At 73.9% G+C, this 19,058-nt stretch carries 15 protein-coding genes; 2 read left to right on the top strand and 13 right to left on the bottom strand.

Annotated features, from left to right (window positions below; genetic code table 11):
- Positions 1-28: 28 nt before the first annotated feature.
- From ACFYYN_RS21560 to bioB, 10 genes are all read right to left on the bottom strand, one after another.
- Entirely contained in the window at positions 29-2,032 is a 2,004-nt protein-coding gene (locus ACFYYN_RS21560) for a YehQ family protein (RefSeq protein ID WP_500547115.1), read from the bottom strand.
- On the bottom strand, positions 2,029-3,204 hold the full coding sequence (locus ACFYYN_RS21555) for a VWA domain-containing protein (protein ID WP_500547114.1): 1,176 nt from the start codon (positions 3,202-3,204) through the stop codon (positions 2,029-2,031). Before ACFYYN_RS21555 ends, ACFYYN_RS21560 begins: the two co-directional genes overlap by 4 nt.
- Positions 3,201-5,570 carry a DUF5682 family protein gene (locus ACFYYN_RS21550; RefSeq protein WP_500547113.1) on the bottom strand — a complete coding sequence of 790 codons (2,370 nt, stop codon included), beginning with the start codon at positions 5,568-5,570 and terminating at the stop codon, positions 3,201-3,203. Before ACFYYN_RS21550 ends, ACFYYN_RS21555 begins: the two co-directional genes overlap by 4 nt.
- On the bottom strand, positions 5,570-6,697 hold the full coding sequence (locus ACFYYN_RS21545; RefSeq protein WP_500547112.1) for an ATP-binding protein: 1,128 nt from the start codon (positions 6,695-6,697) through the stop codon (positions 5,570-5,572). Before ACFYYN_RS21545 ends, ACFYYN_RS21550 begins: the two co-directional genes overlap by 1 nt.
- A complete protein-coding gene (locus ACFYYN_RS21540) occupies positions 6,694-10,326 on the bottom strand; it encodes a WGR and DUF4132 domain-containing protein (protein ID WP_500547111.1) in 3,633 nt (1,210 codons plus the stop codon). Before ACFYYN_RS21540 ends, ACFYYN_RS21545 begins: the two co-directional genes overlap by 4 nt.
- A gap of 125 nt (positions 10,327-10,451) precedes the next feature.
- Positions 10,452-11,015, bottom strand: coding sequence for a TetR/AcrR family transcriptional regulator (locus tag ACFYYN_RS21535; RefSeq protein ID WP_500547110.1), 564 nt, complete (start codon positions 11,013-11,015; stop codon positions 10,452-10,454).
- Positions 11,016-11,055: 40 nt separating this feature from the next.
- On the bottom strand, positions 11,056-11,733 hold the full coding sequence (locus ACFYYN_RS21530; protein ID WP_500547109.1) for a class I SAM-dependent methyltransferase: 678 nt from the start codon (positions 11,731-11,733) through the stop codon (positions 11,056-11,058).
- 144 nt (positions 11,734-11,877) lie between these two features.
- Positions 11,878-12,609, bottom strand: coding sequence for a dethiobiotin synthase (gene bioD / locus ACFYYN_RS21525; RefSeq protein WP_500358544.1), 732 nt, complete (start codon positions 12,607-12,609; stop codon positions 11,878-11,880).
- The gene (locus tag ACFYYN_RS21520; protein ID WP_500370982.1) at positions 12,606-13,898 is read right to left on the bottom strand and encodes an adenosylmethionine--8-amino-7-oxononanoate transaminase; all 1,293 of its coding nucleotides are present in this window, start codon (positions 13,896-13,898) and stop codon (positions 12,606-12,608) included. The genes bioD and ACFYYN_RS21520 overlap by 4 nt, the downstream gene beginning before the upstream one ends.
- On the bottom strand, positions 13,891-15,114 hold the full coding sequence (bioB, locus tag ACFYYN_RS21515) for a biotin synthase BioB (RefSeq protein WP_500547108.1): 1,224 nt from the start codon (positions 15,112-15,114) through the stop codon (positions 13,891-13,893). The genes ACFYYN_RS21520 and bioB overlap by 8 nt, the downstream gene beginning before the upstream one ends.
- A gap of 147 nt (positions 15,115-15,261) precedes the next feature.
- Between bioB and ACFYYN_RS21510 the strand changes: the two genes are divergently transcribed.
- Positions 15,262-16,410 (top strand): 8-amino-7-oxononanoate synthase, encoded by a 1,149-nt coding sequence (locus tag ACFYYN_RS21510; RefSeq protein ID WP_500547107.1) that lies wholly within the window; start codon positions 15,262-15,264, stop codon positions 16,408-16,410.
- A gap of 2 nt (positions 16,411-16,412) precedes the next feature.
- Here the strand turns inward: ACFYYN_RS21510 and ACFYYN_RS21505 are convergent, their stop codons facing one another.
- Together ACFYYN_RS21505 and ACFYYN_RS21500 are read right to left on the bottom strand one after the other, a co-directional pair.
- Complete coding sequence (locus tag ACFYYN_RS21505) at positions 16,413-16,664, bottom strand: DUF397 domain-containing protein (RefSeq protein ID WP_500331253.1); 252 nt, start codon at positions 16,662-16,664, stop codon at positions 16,413-16,415.
- Between the two features lie 15 nt (positions 16,665-16,679).
- A complete protein-coding gene (locus ACFYYN_RS21500; RefSeq protein WP_499510364.1) occupies positions 16,680-17,531 on the bottom strand; it encodes a helix-turn-helix domain-containing protein in 852 nt (283 codons plus the stop codon).
- A gap of 288 nt (positions 17,532-17,819) precedes the next feature.
- On the opposite strand from ACFYYN_RS21500, the gene ACFYYN_RS21495 reads away from it, so the two are divergent.
- Entirely contained in the window at positions 17,820-18,254 is a 435-nt protein-coding gene (locus ACFYYN_RS21495) for an ATP-binding protein (protein WP_499510363.1), read from the top strand.
- A 12-nt stretch (positions 18,255-18,266) separates the two neighbouring features.
- On the opposite strand, the gene ACFYYN_RS21490 is transcribed toward ACFYYN_RS21495, so the two are convergent.
- On the bottom strand, positions 18,267-18,911 hold the full coding sequence (locus ACFYYN_RS21490) for a GNAT family N-acetyltransferase (RefSeq protein ID WP_500331257.1): 645 nt from the start codon (positions 18,909-18,911) through the stop codon (positions 18,267-18,269).
- Positions 18,912-19,058: the final 147 nt, after the last annotated feature.

Genomic DNA, 19,058 nt, shown 5'->3' with positions numbered 1-19,058 from the left:
GCCCGGCCGCAGACCGGGTCGGCCGTCGTCAGGCATCGGCCTCCTGGTGCAGTTCGAGGCTGACCAGAAGGTGGATCACGGCGTCCACCCACGGAGCCGTCGCTGCCCCGGCTGTTTCCCCGTCCAAGCTCCTGGCGAGCGAGTCGAGCAGCGCCGCGGCGGACTGGAGCCCGGTACGGCGGAGTCCTGCCGCCGCCGCTGCGAGCCGGTCGCGAGCCGAAGGACCGCGGCCGCGCAGGCCGCTGTGCGCGATGTCCGCGAGGGCGGACAAGCCCGATTCGAGTGCCAGGGCGATCGGGTCGGAGGTGCGCGGAGCAGCCTCGGCGAGTGCACCCGCGCCCTCGCCCGCTTCGAGGTCGGGTACGACGAGTCCGTCCTCGGTGAGGACGGCCAGCGGGTCGAGCACGGGACGGCCGCCCTCCCGGCCCAGCAGGCCGCTCACGAATCGGACCCGGGGGCTGCCGAGTGCCGTGGCCAGCGCGTCCAGGCCGCCGGGACAGGCGGGGTTGTGGTCGGCACGGACCACCGCCGCGTTGCCCGACGGATCCCGGACGACCGCTTCGAGTCGTTGCTGGGCGGCGTCGTAGCCGACGGACTCGACGGAGGCCACGGCCAGGACCCGGGCGGTGTCGGCCTCCACCCTGGGCCGGATCAAGTGCGGTGGCCGGCCCTCCCAGGAAGACAGCGCTGCGGCGAGATCGCTGATCAGGAGGGTGTCGGGGAGATCGGCCCAGGCCGAACCGAGCGGCGTGACACTCGTGGGGGCGATGCGTCCGCGTCCGATGGTCACGGTGCGGCTGGGACTGCGGGAGATGTGCTCGCTGACGACGTTGGCCCCGGACAGCGCCCGCAGCGGGGATCCGAGCAGGCGGCGTGAAGCCAGGTCGTGGCCGGTGAGGGAGTGGCCTTCCGCCACCTCCCAGCGCTTGCGCAGGACCAGGGCGATCCCGGCGGCCGGGTGCGCGAAGTACACCTCGGCGGTGCGCTCCGACGCCGTCCGGCCGGTGACCCGGCAGCCGAGGGAGACCAGCCGTACCCGGCGCAGCGGGGTGTCGGCCGGCTCCTGCGTACCGAGCACGCCCGGGCGGTCGGACCCACCCGCGCGACGGCGGGCGTGCAGTTCGGCGAGGAGGTGGGCCACACGCCCGGCCTCGTGGTGCGCATCGCGCCCAGCGTAGGCGTCGACCTGGCGGCGCAGGTCCGCCATGATCGCGGCGGGCCAGTGGAGCGAGGCATGCGACAGCTGCGCGCCGGCGCGGGCCAATTGCGCTGCGAACACCGGGGTCGTGTGCGCGATGCCGTCCAGCAGCAACTCATCGGCCAGGGCGACGGCGGCGTCGAGCGCGTCGTCCGCGTCCGGCGCGGCGGGCGGGCGTCCGCCGACGACGACCTGCGCGTCCGCGCCGGCCGCGGCGTCGCCGTCCGCGGCGCGGAAGGCCCAGACCGCAAGCGTGATCATCTCCCCGCGGCGCGGGGCCGCGGCGTCGGTGAGGGCGTAGCCGAGCTGGTGCGGGACGGGGAAGCGCACGGTGCACGTCGGCAGATCGACCGTCGGCACGGGCCGCACCGCGTTCGGGCGGTGCACGGTCGCCGAGAAGCCGCGCTCCCGGATCCGGCGCGCGGCCAGCAGAGCGGCCCGCCCCAGCCCGGCCTCGAGTGCGGCGTCGTCGAACTCGCCCGGCGACCACGCGGCCACCTCCGGGCCCGTGGGTTCGGCGGTACCGTCCAGCCGCTGGTACGCCAGTACCAGGCCGATCCGATGGCGGCACACCCCGGTCGCCCCGCAGCTGCACTCCGCAGCCTCCAGGCCGGTGCCGACGGGCAGCCGTGTCCGGGTGCCGTCCGGGTAGGTGCCGCAGACGGTTCCGTCGGCCTCGCAGCTGACGTCCGGCCCCGAGCCGGCATCCACATCCTTGGCGGCGCGCTTCACCAAGCCGCGGTTGGCGAGGGAGGCGAGTGTGTCGGTGCTGAGGGCCAGCAGATCCTCGCGCGGCGGCGCGCCGGCAGCCGAAGCAGTCGTCGTACCGCTCACCGGGCCACCTTCTCGGCGACGAACTCGGCCAGCCGCCCAGGGGTCATGGCACCCACGTGGGCTCCCTCCTGGGCCAGCCGGGCCGCGAGCGCCCGGTCGTAGTCGGGGTTGGCCTCCTCGTCCAGCGCGGCCAGGCCGAGCACGGTGGCGCCCTGCTGGACGAGGCTGCGCACGGTGCGGACCAGCCGATGGGCATCGCCGCCCTCGTAGAAGTCGGACACGATCGCGACGATGGTGCGGCGCGGGTTGTCCACCAGGTCCGCGGCGTAGGCGACGGCGCGTGCGATGTCCGTGCCGCCACCGAGCTGGACCCGCATCAGCAGCTCCACCGGGTCGGTGACGTCCGCGGTCAGATCGACCACCTGGGTGTCGAAGGCGACGAGGTGCGTGCGGAGACCGGGCAGGCTCCACAGACAGGCGGCGGTGACCGCGGAGTGGATGACCGAGCCCGCCATCGAGCCGGACTGGTCCACCAGCAGGATCAGCTGCCACTGCTGGAGGTGCCGCCGAGTCCGTGAGTGGAAGCGCGGCCGCTCGATCAGTATCCGGCGCCCCTCGGGCTGGTAGTGGGCCAGGTTCGCCCGGATCGTGCCCCGGAAATCGAAGTCCCGTGCCAGCGGCAGCCGGCTGGGGCGGCGCGAGCGGGCGCCCGCGAAAGCCTGGCGCACCTCCGGGCGCAGCCGTTCCATCAGATCCCTGACCACCGCCTCGACGATGCGCCTGGCCATCGCCAGCACCTGCGGGTTCATCAGGTGCTTGGTGCGCAGTACGGCGCGGAGCAGGGTCGCGTTCGGCTCCACGCGGGAGAGCACGTCGGGGTCGGTGACGATCTCGTTGATCTCGTACTGCTCCACGGCGTCGCGCTCGAGCCGCTCGACGGTCTCCTTGGGGAACAGCCGGTGGACGTCGTCGAGCCAGTCCACCGCGGTGATCCGGGAGGCGCCGTCACCGCCCTCCCGTCCTGCGGAGGCGCCACGGCGCACCCCGCGTCGCTCCAGGTCCGGGTCGCGGCCGTAGAGCCAGTCCAGTGCCACGTCGCGAGCGGCGGCCTGCAGGCCGAGCGAGCCCGTGCAGCGGTCGGCCGGCGCACCCAGGATCAGCCGCCACCGCTCCAGCCCGGCGTCGGGGAGCTGCGGGGCGGAGCCGGCCGTGGGGTGGTTGCGCTCGGTCATCGCTTCGCCTGCCCGGCTCGCAGACCGTACCTGTCGAGCAGGCGGATCACGTTCTCCTCCAAGGCGCGGGCGCGGGCGAGGACCAAGGGGTCGGCGGACGTGCGCAGCAGTGAGCGGGCCGAGCCGCGCCGGCCGCGACGCTCCAGCAGATGCTCCGCGATGCGCTCGCGCTCACGGGGCGGGAAGAAGGCGAAGGCCTGCCGCAGCGCGGGCAGGCCGATCAGGAAGTCCGTGTCCGCCATGGAGACGACGATCTCGTCGAGCACGTCCAGCAGGGAGGGGCCCGACCCGTCGGCGACCGTTCCACCGCCGGCCGTCAACTCGTCCCGGGCCAGGGCGAACAGTCCGGCCAGCCAGTCGCCGAGCTCCCCGGGATCCGAGGTCGCGAGGAGACGTGCCTGGCCGACGGCGTCGTCACCGGCCGGACCGAGGGACAGCCGCAGGCCCAGAGCCGCGCCACGCAGGTCCGCGGGGGCGGCGGGGTCGGCACCGATCCGCCGGGCCGTGTCGGCCGCCGCCGTCGGGGAGAGTGTCAGGAGGCGCTCCGCGTGCCGCAGTGCGTCGCGGGCGGCGGACAGGGCCCGCAGCCGGGCGAAGTCGACGCCCCTGCCCCCGTGCAGGCCCTCGGCCAGCCAGAACACCCGGTCGACCGCCTTGTCGACGACTTCGCCGAGCAGGGGATTCCCGGCCATGCCGTACACGCGGTCGTGCCGCCACAGCTGGAGCGCGGTGGTCAGCACCGCACCAGCCGGGCCGAGCTCACCGAGCCCGCCCACGCGAGACGCCAGGGAGCCCAGCAGCTCGGTGGAGAGCGTGTCCGCACCGCAGAGCACCGCGTCGAAGAGCACCTCCGACAAGGTGGCCGTGACCGAATCCGGCGACCCACCGGGTGTGCCCCCCGCGGACCGCACGCGCGCCGACAGCGCCACGGCGGCGGCCTCCTCCAGTCGCGCGCCGTACGCACCGGCCTCGATCAGCGCCGCCTCGCGTCCGTGTGCCGGGCCGGGCTCCCAGCGTTCGGCGAAGACCGGGTCCGATCCGGTCGCGGGGCCCGAGGTGCGGACGTGCCCCGGAACGCCCAGGACACGCAGCCGGTGCAGCAACCGGCTGCGGGCGAGGCCGGCCGGCTCGGTCAGGTCGGCCGTGACCCGTTCTCCCAGGACGATCCCGCACTGCTGCAACTGGGCCGCCACATCCAGGACGAGCGGCGGGGCGGGCGTGTCCGGATGCAGGAGGCCGGCCCGGTCGCCGGTGCTCGCGGCGACCATCTCGACCACCGCCGGATCCGTGCCCGGCGTGAGCGTGCCGTGCCCGGTCCAGGGCAACGGCTGCTCCAGAGCATCGCTGATCACCGTGGCCGCCAGGCCGTCGAGCACATCGGTCCGGGCCGGCAGCGGGTGCCCTCGCATCGCGGCCAGACCCTGGGAGAGGCTCCTGGCCGCGATCAGATCGGCGGTCGACACCGGAAGGCGTCGTCCTCGCAGCCGTGCGACGACCTGTTCCAGCAGTCCGTCCGCCGCCGCAGCGGGGCCGTGCTCCCACAGCAGTTGGTAGTAGCCGGGCGAGGGCATGCCGGACTGGTAACCGGCGAAGGCGTCGAGCTGGTGGAAGGAGTACGGCACCAGGAAGCTGCCGCCGACGGCCCCGGCGGGCGGTTCGGGAATCCCGGGCCACGGCGCCGACGTGGTCCCCGGTGCGTCCGTGGTGCGGACCGGTGGCGCGGCCAGCGCACGCAGCGCCGGCGTGTGGAACCCGCCGGTGACCACGAGCACCGGCCGCTCCTCCGCCCGGACGGCCGCGGCGCGGATCCAGGAGGCCATGTACTGCTCCCGCGCCCGGTCGCCCTGTTCGGCCTCGGAGTCGCCCCGAACCAGGTCGAAGTAGGCGTCGAGCCGCCGCTGGAGCCCCTCAGGACCGGCGATCTCGAACAGCCGGTCCCACAGCGCGTCGACGCAGTCCACGTCGAACCGGCTGCACAGGCGCTGGGTCGCCACCGCGTAGCGGGCCTCGGCGTCCGCGTAGCGGTTGGCCAGCGGCTCGGGGCGCCCGGTGAAGGCCGGGTGCCAGGCGGGCAGGTCGATGAAGCGCACCTGTGCGCCGACGGCCCGGCCGGACCGCAGCGCGACCCACTCGGGGGAGTAGTCGCACAGCGGTGTCCAGGACGTCGCCGTGCGCTCTTCGTCGCGGTAGTGGCTGAACACGGCGATCGGCAGCTCATGGCCCAGCAGCAGCTCGTCCAGCCGCCCGTTCATGTCGGCCGGCCCCTCCACCAGTACGTAGGCCGGCCGGAGCGCCTCGATGGTGCGGGCCACCAGGAGGGCGCAGGCCGGCGAGTGGTGGCGAACGCCGACGAAGACCGTGGTCATCAGTCGGCCAGCAGGTGTCGTGCCTCGTGGAGGGCCTGCCACTGGGCGCCGTGCCGACGCCCTGCCTGCTGGTCGAGGAACCGGCGCAGCCGGGCCAGGTCCTCCGGGCTGTCCTTGGCCGCGGTGCCGGCCAGGCAGGTGACCAGATCGGCGGCGTCGCCGGGCTCCCCGCGCAGGAACCAGCCGCGCACGCCCACCGCGTGCGCCACCGAGACGGCCTCCGCGGTGCTCATCACAGCGGAGAGCCGCTCGCCGGACGCCTGCTGCCCGCGCAGCTCGCGGAAGGTCCCCACCAGTACCTCGAGCACGTCGCGGTCCGGCGGCGCCTCCACCCCGGACCGGCGCAGCAGGGCTCCCGCCTCCGCTTCGACGAGTGCGAGCTCGGTGTCGAAGTCCGCGATGGGGAAGACCGTCTCGAAGTTGAATCGCCGCTTGAGCGCGGCGCTCATCTCGTTGACGCCCCGGTCACGGGTGTTGGCGGTGGCGATGACGTTGAATCCGCTCCGCGCGAAGACCATTCCCTCGGGACCGTCCAGCTCCGGAACGGCCAGGACGCGTTCGGACAGCAGCGAGAGCAGGCAGTCCTGCACCTCCAGCGGACAGCGGGTGATCTCCTCGAAGCGGACGATCCGGCCCTCGGCCATGCCGTGCAGCATCGGCGCGGGCACCAGCGAGCGCGGTGAAGGCCCCTCGGAGACGAGCAGCGCGTAGTTCCAGGAGTACTTGATCTGGTCCTCGGTGGTGGCCGCGCCGCCCTGGACGGTCAGCGTCGAGGTGCCGCTGACCGCCGCGGCGATCAGCTCCGACAGAAGCGACTTCGCCGTGCCCGGCTCGCCGACCAGCATCAGGCCGCGGTTGGTCGCCAGCGTCACCAGCGCGCGCTCGACCAGGGAACGGTTGCCGACGAACTTGCGGCTGATCCCGGCCTCCGCGTCCCCGACGATGAAACGGCGCGCCGCCCGCAGGCTCAGCTGCCACCCCGGCGGGCGGGGGTCCTCGTCCCGGGCCCGGAGAGCCGCCAGTTCCTCCGCGTACCTGACCTCGGCAGGGGGGCGCTGCAGCGGGGAGCCTTCCGGATCCAGGGCCCGGTCGGGCCGGGTCGCGGATGCGTCGTCGACGGCGGTCACCGGGCCGTCACCCCTTCCAGGTCGGCGAGCAGTTCGGAGGCGGCGATCGGGTCGAGGTCGCCGAAGCGCAAGGGGTACTCCCGGCTGGGCCAGTGGTCGCAGGGCTCCGTGTCCAGCCAGACCGTCTCGAAGGTCTGGTCGGGGAACATGTCGACGACGCCGACGGCGATGCCCTCGTCCAGGGCGATGACCAGGTGACAGCCCTCGGCGAGCCGCTTGGAGAACCACCGCTCGACGCCGGCGTCCTGCGGCTCCCCCCGCTCCCACCCCCGCTTGGTCAGTCCGAGCAGGCGGCCCACCGGCACCTTGCACCCCTCGAACCGGTGCAGGCGGTTGGCGGTCTCCTCCTGCGGCGTCAGCCGAAGCACCGGTCGGCCGAGCTGCGGGAAGGGCTGGAGGATCTCGTAGTCCGCGAACAGCTCGGACCACTCGGGCACCGTGTCGCCCAAGTGCAGCGGATGGGCCAGCCGGACCGTCGCCTCGGCGGCGAGCGTGAACTCGTCGTCGTCGACGTCGGCGAAGCTGCGGTCCTCGGCGACCCTGAAGGCGGTCGCCGCGCCGGCCGCGTCGGCGAGCCAGACCAGTCGGCGCACCAGGTGCCAGACCAGGGGGTGCTGCACGAACAACTCACGGAACTCCGCCGCGGTCCAGGTCCGCTGCGTGACCATGGCCGCCTCCAGACGGCGGATCTGGTCGGAGGCGATGGTGCGGACGTCCTTCTTCAACGCCGCGAAGCGTTTGCGCTCGGCCGGGGCGAGCTCCTGGTCGTCCTTGACGCCGGGGGCGGGCAGATCCTTGCGGCGCCTCCCTTCGGCGTCCAGCACGAAGGGACGCAGCTGCTCGTCGAAGCCCACGGTGAAGCGGCGCGTGCCGTAGTCGACGACCGTCGTGCCGTCCGGGTCCAGTCCGAGATCGGGCACCAGTCGGTCCGCCAGCTGCTCGCCGGTCAGCCCGAGTCCCTCCGCCACCTCGGAGATCTTCTCCTGGGCCCGGACCTTGAGCGCCTTGAACTTCACCCGCTGGGCGACACCGTGGAGGTGCATGAGGGCGACGTCGCTGCCGATCTCGGCCAGCACGTTCAGGCCCTCGACCGCGCGGTGGTGCGCCCCCTGACCCGGCCAGTCGCGCAGGATCGGAGTGAGCCGGCGCACCGTCTCGTCGTCCCCCAGCCGGCCGAGCGCGTGCAGGATCCAGCTCTCCTTGGCCGGCATGGCCGCCTGCCGCCACTCCTCGAACAGCGCCCAGACGAAGGCGGCCAGCGAGTCGGCGCGGCACGCCTCTCCGACGACGGCGACCCCGGGGTACGGATCACCGGGTTTCGACAGGGCGAGCATGGTCAGCACGTGGCGGACCGCCTCCTCCGGCAGTGCCTCGCCGGAGGTGAGCAGGATCTGCGGGAGGACCGAGGGCTGCACCCAGCTGGGCAGGGCCGGCATCCGGGCGGGGAGCGCGATCTCCAGGGGGTCCGCGGCCAGCGTCTCGGCGACGATCTCGGCCGCCTCGCCGCCGTGTGCCGCGGTCACGGCGGCCAGGACGGTGTCCGTCCCCTCGGCGGACGCGACCAGGCGCAACGCCTGTTCGGCCGCCTTCCGGGCCGGGCCGGGCTGCCCGACGGCGTCCGGTACGAGCAGCAGGCCCGCGTCGATCCCGTACCGGGCGAACCAGGAGCGGGCCGTCATCTGCACCGACTTGAGCCGGACCAGCCCGTCCGCCATCAACCGTGCCGCGCCGAGGTCGAGGAAGGGCATCAGGAGCGGGGTGAGGTGCGCCGGCTTGGCCGAGGCCACCTTGAGGGCGAGCGGCAGCGCCGCCATGCCGTATTTGGCGACGACAGGCTTGAGGAGGTCCACGCCACCCCAGAGGTCCTCCGGCGACCACTTCTCCAGCCAGGGCGAGAGCACGTCGAGTGGGCCCTGGACGAAGAAGCGCGTCGAGTGCCACAGGCCCGATTCGCGTCCGAGGATCTTGCGGGCCTCCTGGTCCCAGTCGGTCGTCCGGGGGTATTCCCAGCCCCAGGACGGGTGCCCGGCCCAACGCTCCCTTTCACCCTCGCGCCACGCCAGCCGCCGCGTGCCGTCCGGCAGCAGGCCCGTGAGCACCCGTGGCTTGAGGGGCGTTCGCCTGCGCGTCCAGGGCGGTGAGACGAGCAGCGCCGGCAACACCTCCGCTGCCGCCTCGGTGACGCGCTCGCGCGCACCGTCGAGCGACCGCACCAGCTCCGCCTCCGCGGCGCCGAGTCGCGGCAGCAGCTCGGGCAACCGGGCGTTGTTCAGCATCACGTGCGTGTTGAGGAGTTGGCGTGCCGCAGGGGCGTTCTTCCCGTCCTTCAGGCCCGCTTCGGCGAGCAGACGCAGGGCCCGGCCCGGGTAGCGCTGCATGGCCTCCTGTATGGCGGGGCGGATGTGCTTGTTGTCCAGACGGGACAGCAGCAGCCTGAAGGCCTCGTCGGTCGGGAAGTTCGCCACCGCCATGGTGATGCTCCGGAACTGGTCGGAGTCCCAGGACCGTTCGATCGCCTCGTCGAGGAAGGGCACGCACTCCGTGCCCAGGCCGTCGGCGAGCGTGGCGACCAGTGTCACGGACCAGCCGCGCCAGACGAGCTTGGGGGCCGTGCCGAGCCGGCCGACCTGCCCGGGATCGTCGAGCGCGCAGAGCAGCAGCGGCCGGAGCACGTCACCGCCGGATCCGTATCCGGGCTCCTCGGCGATGCACTCGTCGGCCCAGCCGGGCGTGCCCGGCGCGAGATAGGCGGCGACGACCCGGCGCCGCGCGGTGGTGCGGCACTCACGCAGCGCGGTGACGGTCTCCCGGTAGGTCTCGTCGTCCGTGCAGGCGAGCAGCGCACGCACCCGGTCCGCCAGCTGACGTGCGGGTTGGGGCGTGATGTGGTCGGTCAGGCCCCGGTAGCGCAGTGTCGGGATGCTGTGCCCCTGTCGATACCGTTGGCCGGCGTCGATGTCGAAGACCTCCACCACCGCCCGGGCGGCGAAGGCCGGCCCGTGGCTCGCGGCCCACGCGTCGGCGAACGGGAAATCCTCCCTTGCGGCGGGGGGCCAGACCGGCGTCACCAGGTTCGCCAGGACGGCTGCCCCGCGGGGGTCCGGCTTCCCCGCCAGATAGGCGCGCGCTGCCTTGACCAGCGCCGGATCCGCCTGCTGTGCGGCGAGAACCTGCTCGATCCAGTCCAGCTCGGCCGCGATCCGTTCCTGGACCTGATCGATGGCATCCGGCGCCGGCACGGCGGCGCCCCGCCGAACCCCGCCGCGGCGCGGGTGCAGCACGCGGCGCCATGAGCCGGGCAGGACGAACGTGTCCTCGTCGGGAAGTCCGCCCTCCGGAGGCGCCTCCGGCAGCGGCTGTGATTCCGGCTTGGCCGCTGCCGCTGCCGCTGCCGCTGTCGGCTCCGGCTGCTGCGGTGCCGACGAACCGACCTCGAGGTAGCCCTTGCGCTCCTTCTCGGCGACCAGCTTGCCGAAGTGCAACGATGCCGCTTCGGCCGACCCCAACTCCTTCTCCTGGAGCCGCCCCTCGGCGCCTATCCGGCCGTAGCGCACGGTCACCAGCGCGCCGTCGACCGCTGCTTCCCAGAATTTCGCGGATCCACCACCGACAAGTTCCCAGCGCCGCACAGCAACCCCTCCCACCCACGACCGCACACCGGAGGCATCACTCGTCCGGTGATCAACGGGCGTCACCCTAGTAGTCGCCTGTGACAAGCGGTCCGGCGCAGGGGCCGTCCCTCGCCGGACGCCGCTCAGGCCCGCTGTGCCAGCAGGGCCAGTGCGCCGCTGACGGCCTGGTCGAAGGGCGCGGCCGAGCCGGCCGCGCGGGCGAGCACGTAGCCGCCCTGGAGCACGGCCACGAGCGCGGCCGCGATGTCGCCGGTGTCGAGGCCGGGCGCGATCTCCCCGCGCGCCTGGCCCTCGGCGAGCACGTCCGCGAGCCGGCCGCGCAGCCACTCGAAGGTCTCGTCGAGCGGCGCCCGCAGCTGCGGGCTGGCGACGACCTCCGGGTCCTGGGTGAGCCGCCCGATCGGGCAGCCGCGCAGCACGTCGCGTTCGCGGCGCAGGTACCGCGAGACCCGCTCGACCGCCGGGCCCGGGCCGGCGAGTTCGCGCTCGGCGGTCTGCCGCATCTGCTCGGCGGTACGGCGCACGGCGGCGAGCGCGAGCTCCGGCTTGCCCGAGAAATGGTGGTACATGCTGCCCTGGCCGACGCCGGAGCGCTGCTGGATGGCCTTCGGGCTGGTGCCGACGTAGCCGCGTTCCCAGAGCAGTTCGCGGGTGCTCTCGATCAGGCGTTCCGACGTCGTCTCCATGCCGGCAGTGTACATACCAGTAGGTACAGAGCGGTGGAGCTCAAGCGGGGCGGCGCGCGGTGGCCAGGATGTGCGGGGCGCTCGGCACGGGCAGGGTGAGGCCCTTGGCGCGCTCCGGAACACGGAAGCGGCGCAGCTCCAGCACTTCGAAGCCGGCCGCCTCGACCGCGGTGAGCGTGTCCAGCCCGGTCCGGCAGCCGCCGAACAGCAGCGGCCACACGGTGCGGTCCACCGCCCACTGCAGCGCCGCGTGCGCTCGGCCCTCGGCCCGGCAGTGCTCCAGCAGCCGCAGTTCCCCGCCCGGGCGCAGTACCCGGCGGAGCTCGGCCAGGGCGCGCTTCTGGTCGCGTACGGAGCACAGCACCAGCGAGGCGACCGCCGCGTCGAAGGCCTCGCTCTTGACCGGCAGCGCCTCGGCGACCCCGGGTACGACGTCCACCGGCACCTCGGCGTGCTGCGCGGCGTCGACGGCCAGCCGGCGCAGATGCCGTTCCGGCTCGATCGCCACGACCTCGGCGACGGTGCGCGGGTAGTGACGGAAGTTCAGCCCCGAGCCCGCGCCGATCTCGATGACCCGGCCGGTGAGTCCCGCGAGCACGGTCCGCCGGTGCGCGCCGAAGCCCGCGCGGGCGTCCATCACCGGACCGCAGCGGGCGTAGAAGCGGGCGAACAGCGGGTGGTGGACGGCTTCGCCCGTCACTCCGGTACGGCTCCTCATGGCCGGACCCCCTTCGTCTCGGCACCCCTCACTTCCGATTCTGCCGCTTCGGAGCCCGTCCCAAGCCTCCCCGTTGCGGGGCAGATCCGGCGTGTCGCCCGCCGTCCGGCCCCGGCCGCGGCCGGGGCCGGACGGCGGTGCGGGTCAGGCGGGGTCGGCGGGCGCCCAGTACGAGGTGAAGGCGGCGGCGTCCCAGATGCCGCCGATGCGGGGGGAGAGCCAACCGGGTGCCGCCTGCCGGAAGTCGGCGGGGTCGAGGGCGGCCGCGCCGGCGGGCAGGGCGCCCACGAGCGGGGCGCCGGTGACCTCGGGCAGGTCGGCGAGGTTGCAGCGGGCGGCCAGGTCCGCGTCGTCCGGCCAGCTGCCGATGACGACGCCGGCGCACTTCAGGTCCCGCGCCTTCAGGGCCTCCGCCGTCAGCGCGGCACCGTTGAGGGTGCCGAGCCCGGCCGGGGCGACCACGAGCACCGGGGCCGCGAGCATCCGTGCCGCGTCCGCCAGCGTCGAGCCCGTGTCGTCGAGACGGACGAGCAGCCCGCCCGCGCCCTCGACGAGGACGATGTCGTGCACCGCCGCCAGCTTCGCCGCCGCCTCCGCGATGTCGGCCGGGCCCACCGGGGCGAGTCCGGAGCGCCGCGCGGCCGTGGCGGGCGCCAGCGGCTCGGGGTACCGGGCCAGTTCGACGCCGGTGACCTCGGGACCGGCCAGCCGGGTGACCTCGGCGGCGTCGCCCGGCTCGCCGGGGCCCACCCCGGTCTGCGCGGGCTTCAGGTAGGCGACGCTGTACTCGCCGAGCAGCACCGTCGCCGCGATCGCGGCCGTCGTCACCGTCTTGCCGATCTCCGTGCCCGTACCGGTCACGAACAACACCGTCATGCCGCCTCCGCCGCCGCGCGCACCGCCGCGCAGATGCGCGCGACGTCCTCGTCCCCCGTGACGTACGGGGGCATCGTGTAGATCAAGTCCCGGAACGGCCGCAACCATACCCCGCTGCGGGCGGCGGCCCGCGTCGCGGCGGCGAGGTCGACCTGGTGGTCGAGCTGGACGACACCGATCGCGCCCAGCACCCGCACGTCGCGTACCCCGGGGAGGCCGGCGGCGGGTGCGAGCCCTTCGCGCAGCCCGGCCTCGATCCGCTTGACCTCCTGCGCCCAGTCCTGGCCGAGCAGCAGGTCGAGAGACGCGCAGGCGACGGCCGCGGCCAGCGGGTTGCCCATGAAGGTCGGGCCGTGGGCGAGCACCGGCACCTCGCCGCGGGAGATCCCGTCGGCGACGCGCGCGGTGCACAAGGTGGCGGCCATCGTGAGGTAGCCCCCGGTCAGGGCCTTGCCCACGCACATCACGTCCGGTGAGACGCCCGCCTGGTCGGCGGCGAACAGCGTCCCGGTCCGCCCGAAGCCGGTGGCGATCTCGTCGAACACCAGCAGCACGTCGTGCTCGTCGCAGGCCTCGCGCAGCACCCGCAGGTAGGCGGGGGAGTGGAAGGTCATGCCGCCCGCGCCCTGCACGACCGGCTCGACGACGACCGCGGCGAGTTCGTGCGCGTGAGCGGCGATCGTCTCCCGCAGGTGGCCGGCGTACGCCTCCTCGTACGCGGCCGGCGGCGCGTCCGCGAAGACCTGCCGGGGCAGGACGCCGGACCACAGCCCGTGCATGCCGCCCTCGGGGTCGCAGACGGACATCGGTTGCCACGTGTCGCCGTGGTAGCCGCCGCGCCAGGTCATCAGGCGCTGCTTCTCCGGCCGTCCGAGCGAACGCCAGTACTGCAGGCACATCTTGACCGCGACCTCGACCGACACCGAGCCGGAGTCGGCGAGGAAGACGTGCCGCAGCGGATCGGGGGTGATCTCGACCAGGCGGGCGGCGAGCCGCACGGCGGGCTCGTGGGTGAGCCCGCCGAACATCACGTGGCTCATCCGGTCCAGCTGGCCGCGGGCGGCCTCGTTGAGCACCGGGTGGTTGTAGCCGTGGATCGCCGACCACCAGGACGACATCCCGTCGACGAGTTCGCCCGCGCCTTCGAACGGCTCGGCGAGCCGCAGCCGGACCCCGGCCGCGGACTCGACGACGAGCGGTTCCTGACGGCCCGGCATGGGCCCGTACGGATGCCAGACGTGCTCCCGGTCCAGTGCCAGCAGCTCGCCCGGGGTGAGCGGCTCAGGCATTGGGCGGCAGGTCCGTGCCGGTGCCGCGGCGGCGCACGGCCACCAGGTCGGTGCGGGCGGCACCGGCCGTCGCGGGCTGCGCGAGGTCGCCGTGGCCGTCGCCGTGGGCGTGGCCGCCGCAGGGGCCGCAGCCGCCGCCCTCGCCCTCGCCGTGCGAGCCGCAGCCGGCGGAGGAGTGGGAACCGCAGCCCCCGGCCGGGGCCGCCACGTCCGCCCGGTGCTCGGGCAGGGTCACCTCGCCGGCGCCCTCCACCTCGAAACCGGCGTCCGCGATCATGTCGAGGTCGGTCTTGCCGGCCTGGCCCTCGCTGGTGAGGTAGTCGCCCAGGAAGATCGAGTTCGCCAGGTGCAGCGCGAGCGGCTGCATGCTCCGCAGGTGCACCTCGCGGCCGCCCGCGATGCGGACCTCCACATCGGGACAGACGAACCGCACCATCGAAAGAATCCGCAGGCACCGCTGCGGGGTGAGGTTCCACTCCTTCGCCAGCGGGGTGCCCTCGAAGGGGATGAGGAAGTTCACCGGGACGGAGTCGGGGTCCAGCTCGCGCAGCGCGAAGACCACGTCGACCAGGTCCTCGTCGCTCTCGCCCATGCCCGCGATCAGTCCGGAGCAGGCCGAAAGGCCCGCCGCCTGGGCCTGTTGCACCGTTTCGACCCGGTCCGCGTAGGTGTGCGTGGTGGTGATGTCCCCGTAGGTGGCCTCGGAGGTGTTGAGGTTGTGGTTGTACGCGTCGGCGCCCGCGCCGCGCAGCCGCTCGGCCTGCCCGTCGGAGAGGAGGCCCAGGCAGGCGCAGACCTCGACGGCCTCGTTCTGCTCCTTGATGGCCTCGATGGTCTTGGAGACCCGGTCCACGTCGCGGTCGGTCGGGCCGCGTCCGCTCGCCACCAGGCAGACCCGCTTGGCACCGCCGGCGACCCCCGCCGCCGCGGCGGCCGCCGCCTCGTCGGGCTTGAGCCAGGTGTACTTGAGGATCCCGGCCTCCGAGCCGAGCCGCTGCGAGCAGTACGAGCAGTCCTCCGGGCACAGTCCCGACTTGAGGTTGACCAGGTAGTTCAGCTTCACCCGGCGGCCGAACCACGCGCGGCGCACCTTGCCGGCCGCGGCCACCACGTCGAGGAGTTCGTCGTCGGAGGTCGCCAGCACGGCGAGCGCCTCCTCACGGGTGGGCAGCTCGCGGCGCAGGCCCTTCTCGACCAAAGCATTCAGCAGATCCATGTCGCGATCCTGGCGTACCGCACGCGCCCGGGCCAATGGGGCATCCCACAAGACCGCTCGCTCAGGGTGTGTGCATCACCACACCGTGCGAGACGATCCGGCACACTACGGTGGCGCCGAACCCTCCGCCGACCCCAGGGGACGACCATGACCCGCGACCCGTTCGACTGGATCGACGCGCACGCCGAACGGCGTCGCGCGGCCGGGCTGGTGCGCACCCTGCGGCCGCGGCCCGCACGGTCGCCCCTGCTGGACCTCGCCTCCAACGACTACCTGGGGCTCGCCCACCATCCCGAGGTGACCCGGGCCGGTGCGGACGCCTGCCTGCGCTGGGGCGCCGGCTCGACCGGTTCACGGCTGGTCACCGGCAGCACCGAGCTCCACGCCGAGCTGGAGGCCGAACTGGCCGCCTTCTGCGGCTTCGAGGCGGCGCTGGTCCTGGCCTCCGGGTACGCCGCCAACCTCGCCGCCGTCACGGCGCTCAGCACCGAGCCGGGCACGCTCCTCGTCTCCGACAGCGGCAACCACGCCTCGCTCATCGACGGCTGCCGGCTCTCCCGCGCCACCACCGAGGTCGTGCGGCACGCCGATCCGGACGCCCTGCGCAAGGCGCTGACCGGCCACGACGGCCCCGCCGTGGCCGTCACCGACTCGGTCTTCTCGGTGGACGGCGACGCGGCCCCGCTCGGCGCGCTGGCCGCCGCCTGCCGCGAGCACGGCGCCGCGCTGCTGGTGGACGACGCCCACGGGCTCGGGGTGCTCGGTCCCGGAGGCCGGGGGGCGGCCGCGGAGGCGGGTCTGGCGGGCGCGCCCGGACTGGTGTGCACCGCCACGCTCTCCAAGTCCCTGGGCAGCCAGGGCGGCGTGGTGCTGGGACCGGCCCGCGTCATCGAGCACCTGGTCAACGCCGCGCGGACGTTCATCTTCGACACGGGCCTCGCCCCGGCGGCCACCGGCGCGGCGCTCGGTGCGCTGCGTCTGCTGGGGCGTGAGCCGGAACGCGCCGTACGGGCCCGGGCGGTCGCCCGCGAGCTGTACGAGCGGCTGGTGGGGGCGGGCCTGGACGCCACCGCGCCGGACGCGTGCGTGGTGTCGGTGCGGGCGCCGTCGCCGGAGGCGGCCGTCGCGTGGGCCGGGGCGTGCCGTGAGGCGGGTCTCGCCGTGGGCTGCTTCCGGCCACCGTCCGTGCCCGACGGGATCTCGCGGTTGCGGCTCACCGCGCGGGCGGACCTGACGGACCGGGAGATCGGCGACGCCGTGGGGACGATCGTCCGTACGGCGCCGCCGCGCCCCTGAGTTCAGGGGCGTTCGGTCAGGCTCCCCGTCGTCACGGCGGTGAGGAACTCCGCCCAGGCCGCCGGGGGGAAGAGCAGGGCGGGGCCGCGCACATCCTTGGAGTCGCGTACGGCGAGCTGTCCCGAGAGCGGCCCGTCCCCGATGAGGGCCGTCTCGACGCAGTTGTTCGCCGCCGTGCTGTAGCTGCTGCGTCGCCAATTCACACCTGAGAGGGACGCACTGGAGGTGACGTACTGAGGCAGAGCGTTGGACATGGGGGGTGTGCCTCCTTACGCGCCTTTGCCGATGCCGGAGATGAAGGACAGCGACTGCTCACTCGACAGGGCATGGGAGCGCAACCGATTGAAGGCAGCACCGTACGCCCTGACGTCCTCGTGCTGATCTAGATAGAGACTACTCGTCAAATGGTCGAGAACAACCACGTCGAGATCAGCAATGCGCGGAAATGAGAAGATTACGAAAGGGCCTGTGACGCCTATATGCCCACCGGCCGAGAAAGGCAGCACCTGCAGATGCACATGAGGCAGTGAACCCAGCTCCACAAGATGGCTCAATTGCGCCGCCATCACTCCGGGACCCCCGACCCTGCGGCGCAGCACCGCCTCGTCCAGCACCGCCCACAGCTCCAGCGGAGGATCGGCGCGCAGCACCGCCTGGCGGGCCATCCGCACCTGCACCAGGGTCGCGATCTGCCGCGGACCGAGCTGCGGCAGGACGGACCGGGTGAGCTCGCGGGCGTAGTCCGGGGTCTGCAGCAGTCCCGGCACCACCGTCGTCTCCAGGGTCCGCGCCCGGCAGGCGTCGGTCTCCAGGGAGATGAAGTCCCGGTAGGCGGACGGGAGTTCCTCGCGGAACTCATGCCACCAGCCACGCCGGTCGCCCTCGCCCGCCAGCGCGGAGAGCATCTCCCGCAACCGCTGGTCGCGCACCCCGTACACGTCCAGCAGTGCCGTGACGTCCTCGGGGCGCACGCCGCTGCGGCCGGTCTCGATCCTGCTGACCTTGGACTGGTGCCATCCCAGGCGCTGGGCGGCCTCACCGCTCGTGAGCCCCGCCGTGTCGCGCAGACGACGCAATTCCGAGCCGATCTTGCGGCGGCGTACCGCCGGCACCTGCTGCATGGTGTGTGCACCTCCCGGTTCCCGGCACCCCCGCCGGTCCCCGGGCGAAGTCTGCCGCGCAAATACGTTCTCTCGTAGCAGAGTTCACCGCTTTGGGCGACAGATATATGCATATAGCTGTGGTGACACCCGATTAAGGGCACGATGAGTGACACTCTGGCGCGTGAGTGCCGAACGGGGACGTGCCGCGCGGAAGGCGGGGCACGGCGCCGCCGGCCGTCGCGCGCGCGGCCACGGGCGCGGCAGGCGCCGGCGTCCTGGTCACGGCGGGAAAGGGACAGCGTCGCCATGGCAGACCACCAGGAAGCATCCGTCACCCTGCCGAGCGACCCTGCCTCGGTCCCCGCGGTACGTCGCTACGTGAGCGAGCTGCTGGTGGAGTGGGGCATGCCCGAGGACTCGGACCCCGCCGACTCCGTCCGGCTCATCGTCTCCGAGCTCGCGACCAACGCCGTGCTGCACACCCTCGGCCAGTCCCCCACCTTCACCCTCGACGTCCAGCTGGACCGGGACGAGCAGCTGCGCATCGGTGTCACCGACAGCCACCCCCGGTGGCCCCAGCGGCTGCCCGCCGCCGTGCAGCAGGACAACGGCCGCGGCATGGTGATCATCCGTCACCTCACGGCGGAGGCGGGTGGCACGCTCCTGGTCACCCCCACCGCGGAGGGCGGCAAGACGGTGTGGATCAGCCTGCCCTGGGCCACCGCCGCCGCCGTCGAGTGAGCCCGGCGGCCCTCAGCCCTCCCGGGTGAGCAGCAGCGCCTCGGCGCCCATCGGCACGAAGCCCGCCGCCGTGAACGCCCGCACGCTCGCCGCGTTGCCCGGGGCGATCTGCGCCCACACCGTCCCGCCCTCCGGGACGAGATGACGTGCCGCCAGCGCGAGCCGGCGGCCGAGGCCCGCACCGCGCGCCCCCGGATCGACCTCCACGGCCGCCTCCCAGCGGCCCGCCACACCCCGGCCCGTCAGCACGGTGCCCCCGGGCACCGTCCACGCCCGTACCCCGTCACGGTGCCGCAGGGCCCGGACGATCCGCGGATGACCCCGGTCGGCGGTCTCCCGCAGGGGCAGGCCCAGGGCGGCCGGCGGCGGCCCCGGCAGGGCCGGGGCGGCGGTCAGCAGGTCGACGTTGTTCACCGTGCGGTCCAGCAGCCCGCACAGCGCGGTGAGGAACGGCGGATTGAGCGGCGCCGAGAGGTCGCCGGGCGGGAGCAGTCCGCGGATCCGCTCCGGATCGGCGTCCGCGAAGACCACGGCATGGGCGGTGAAGGCGATCACCCCGGCGTCGCGCGGCGCGGGCTGCGGCACGACGGTCACCGAGCCGTCGGCGGGCGGGAAGACGCCCGCGGCGGCGTCGGCGAGGATCCGTATCAGCGACACACCGTCACGCTACCGGCACGTCCGCGGCGCCGGTCGCGGGGGGCCGGGGGCCCCCCGCCCCCCCCCCCCCCCCCGCGGGCCCGGCCCCCCCCCCCCCCCCCCCGGCGGGCGGCCCACAGATAACAACCCCCCCCCCCCCCCGCGGGT

Source organism: Streptomyces sp. NPDC001902 (assembly GCF_042891295.1).
Classification (GTDB): Bacteria; Actinomycetota; Actinomycetes; order Streptomycetales; family Streptomycetaceae; genus Actinacidiphila.
This window is presented reverse-complemented; position numbering and strand designations above follow the sequence as displayed.

Excerpts from the sequence above, each read along its gene's own strand:
- bioD (WP_500358544.1), bottom strand. The coding sequence starts at position 12,609 with ATGACGGTGTTGTTCGTGACCGGTACGGGCACGGAGATCGGCAAGACG.
- ACFYYN_RS21505 (WP_500331253.1), bottom strand. The coding sequence starts at position 16,664 with ATGTCCAACGCTCTGCCTCAGTACGTCACCTCCAGTGCGTCCCTCTCA.
- bioB (WP_500547108.1), bottom strand. The coding sequence starts at position 15,114 with ATGGATCTGCTGAATGCTTTGGTCGAGAAGGGCCTGCGCCGCGAGCTG.
- ACFYYN_RS21520 (WP_500370982.1), bottom strand. The coding sequence starts at position 13,898 with ATGCCTGAGCCGCTCACCCCGGGCGAGCTGCTGGCACTGGACCGGGAG.
- ACFYYN_RS21510 (WP_500547107.1), top strand. The coding sequence starts at position 15,262 with ATGACCCGCGACCCGTTCGACTGGATCGACGCGCACGCCGAACGGCGT.
- ACFYYN_RS21555 (WP_500547114.1), bottom strand. The coding sequence starts at position 3,204 with ATGACCGAGCGCAACCACCCCACGGCCGGCTCCGCCCCGCAGCTCCCC.
- ACFYYN_RS21530 (WP_500547109.1), bottom strand. The coding sequence starts at position 11,733 with ATGAGGAGCCGTACCGGAGTGACGGGCGAAGCCGTCCACCACCCGCTG.
- ACFYYN_RS21500 (WP_499510364.1), bottom strand. The coding sequence starts at position 17,531 with ATGCAGCAGGTGCCGGCGGTACGCCGCCGCAAGATCGGCTCGGAATTG.
- ACFYYN_RS21550 (WP_500547113.1), bottom strand. The coding sequence starts at position 5,570 with ATGACCACGGTCTTCGTCGGCGTTCGCCACCACTCGCCGGCCTGCGCC.
- ACFYYN_RS21495 (WP_499510363.1), top strand. The coding sequence starts at position 17,820 with ATGGCAGACCACCAGGAAGCATCCGTCACCCTGCCGAGCGACCCTGCC.
- ACFYYN_RS21535 (WP_500547110.1), bottom strand. The coding sequence starts at position 11,015 with ATGGAGACGACGTCGGAACGCCTGATCGAGAGCACCCGCGAACTGCTC.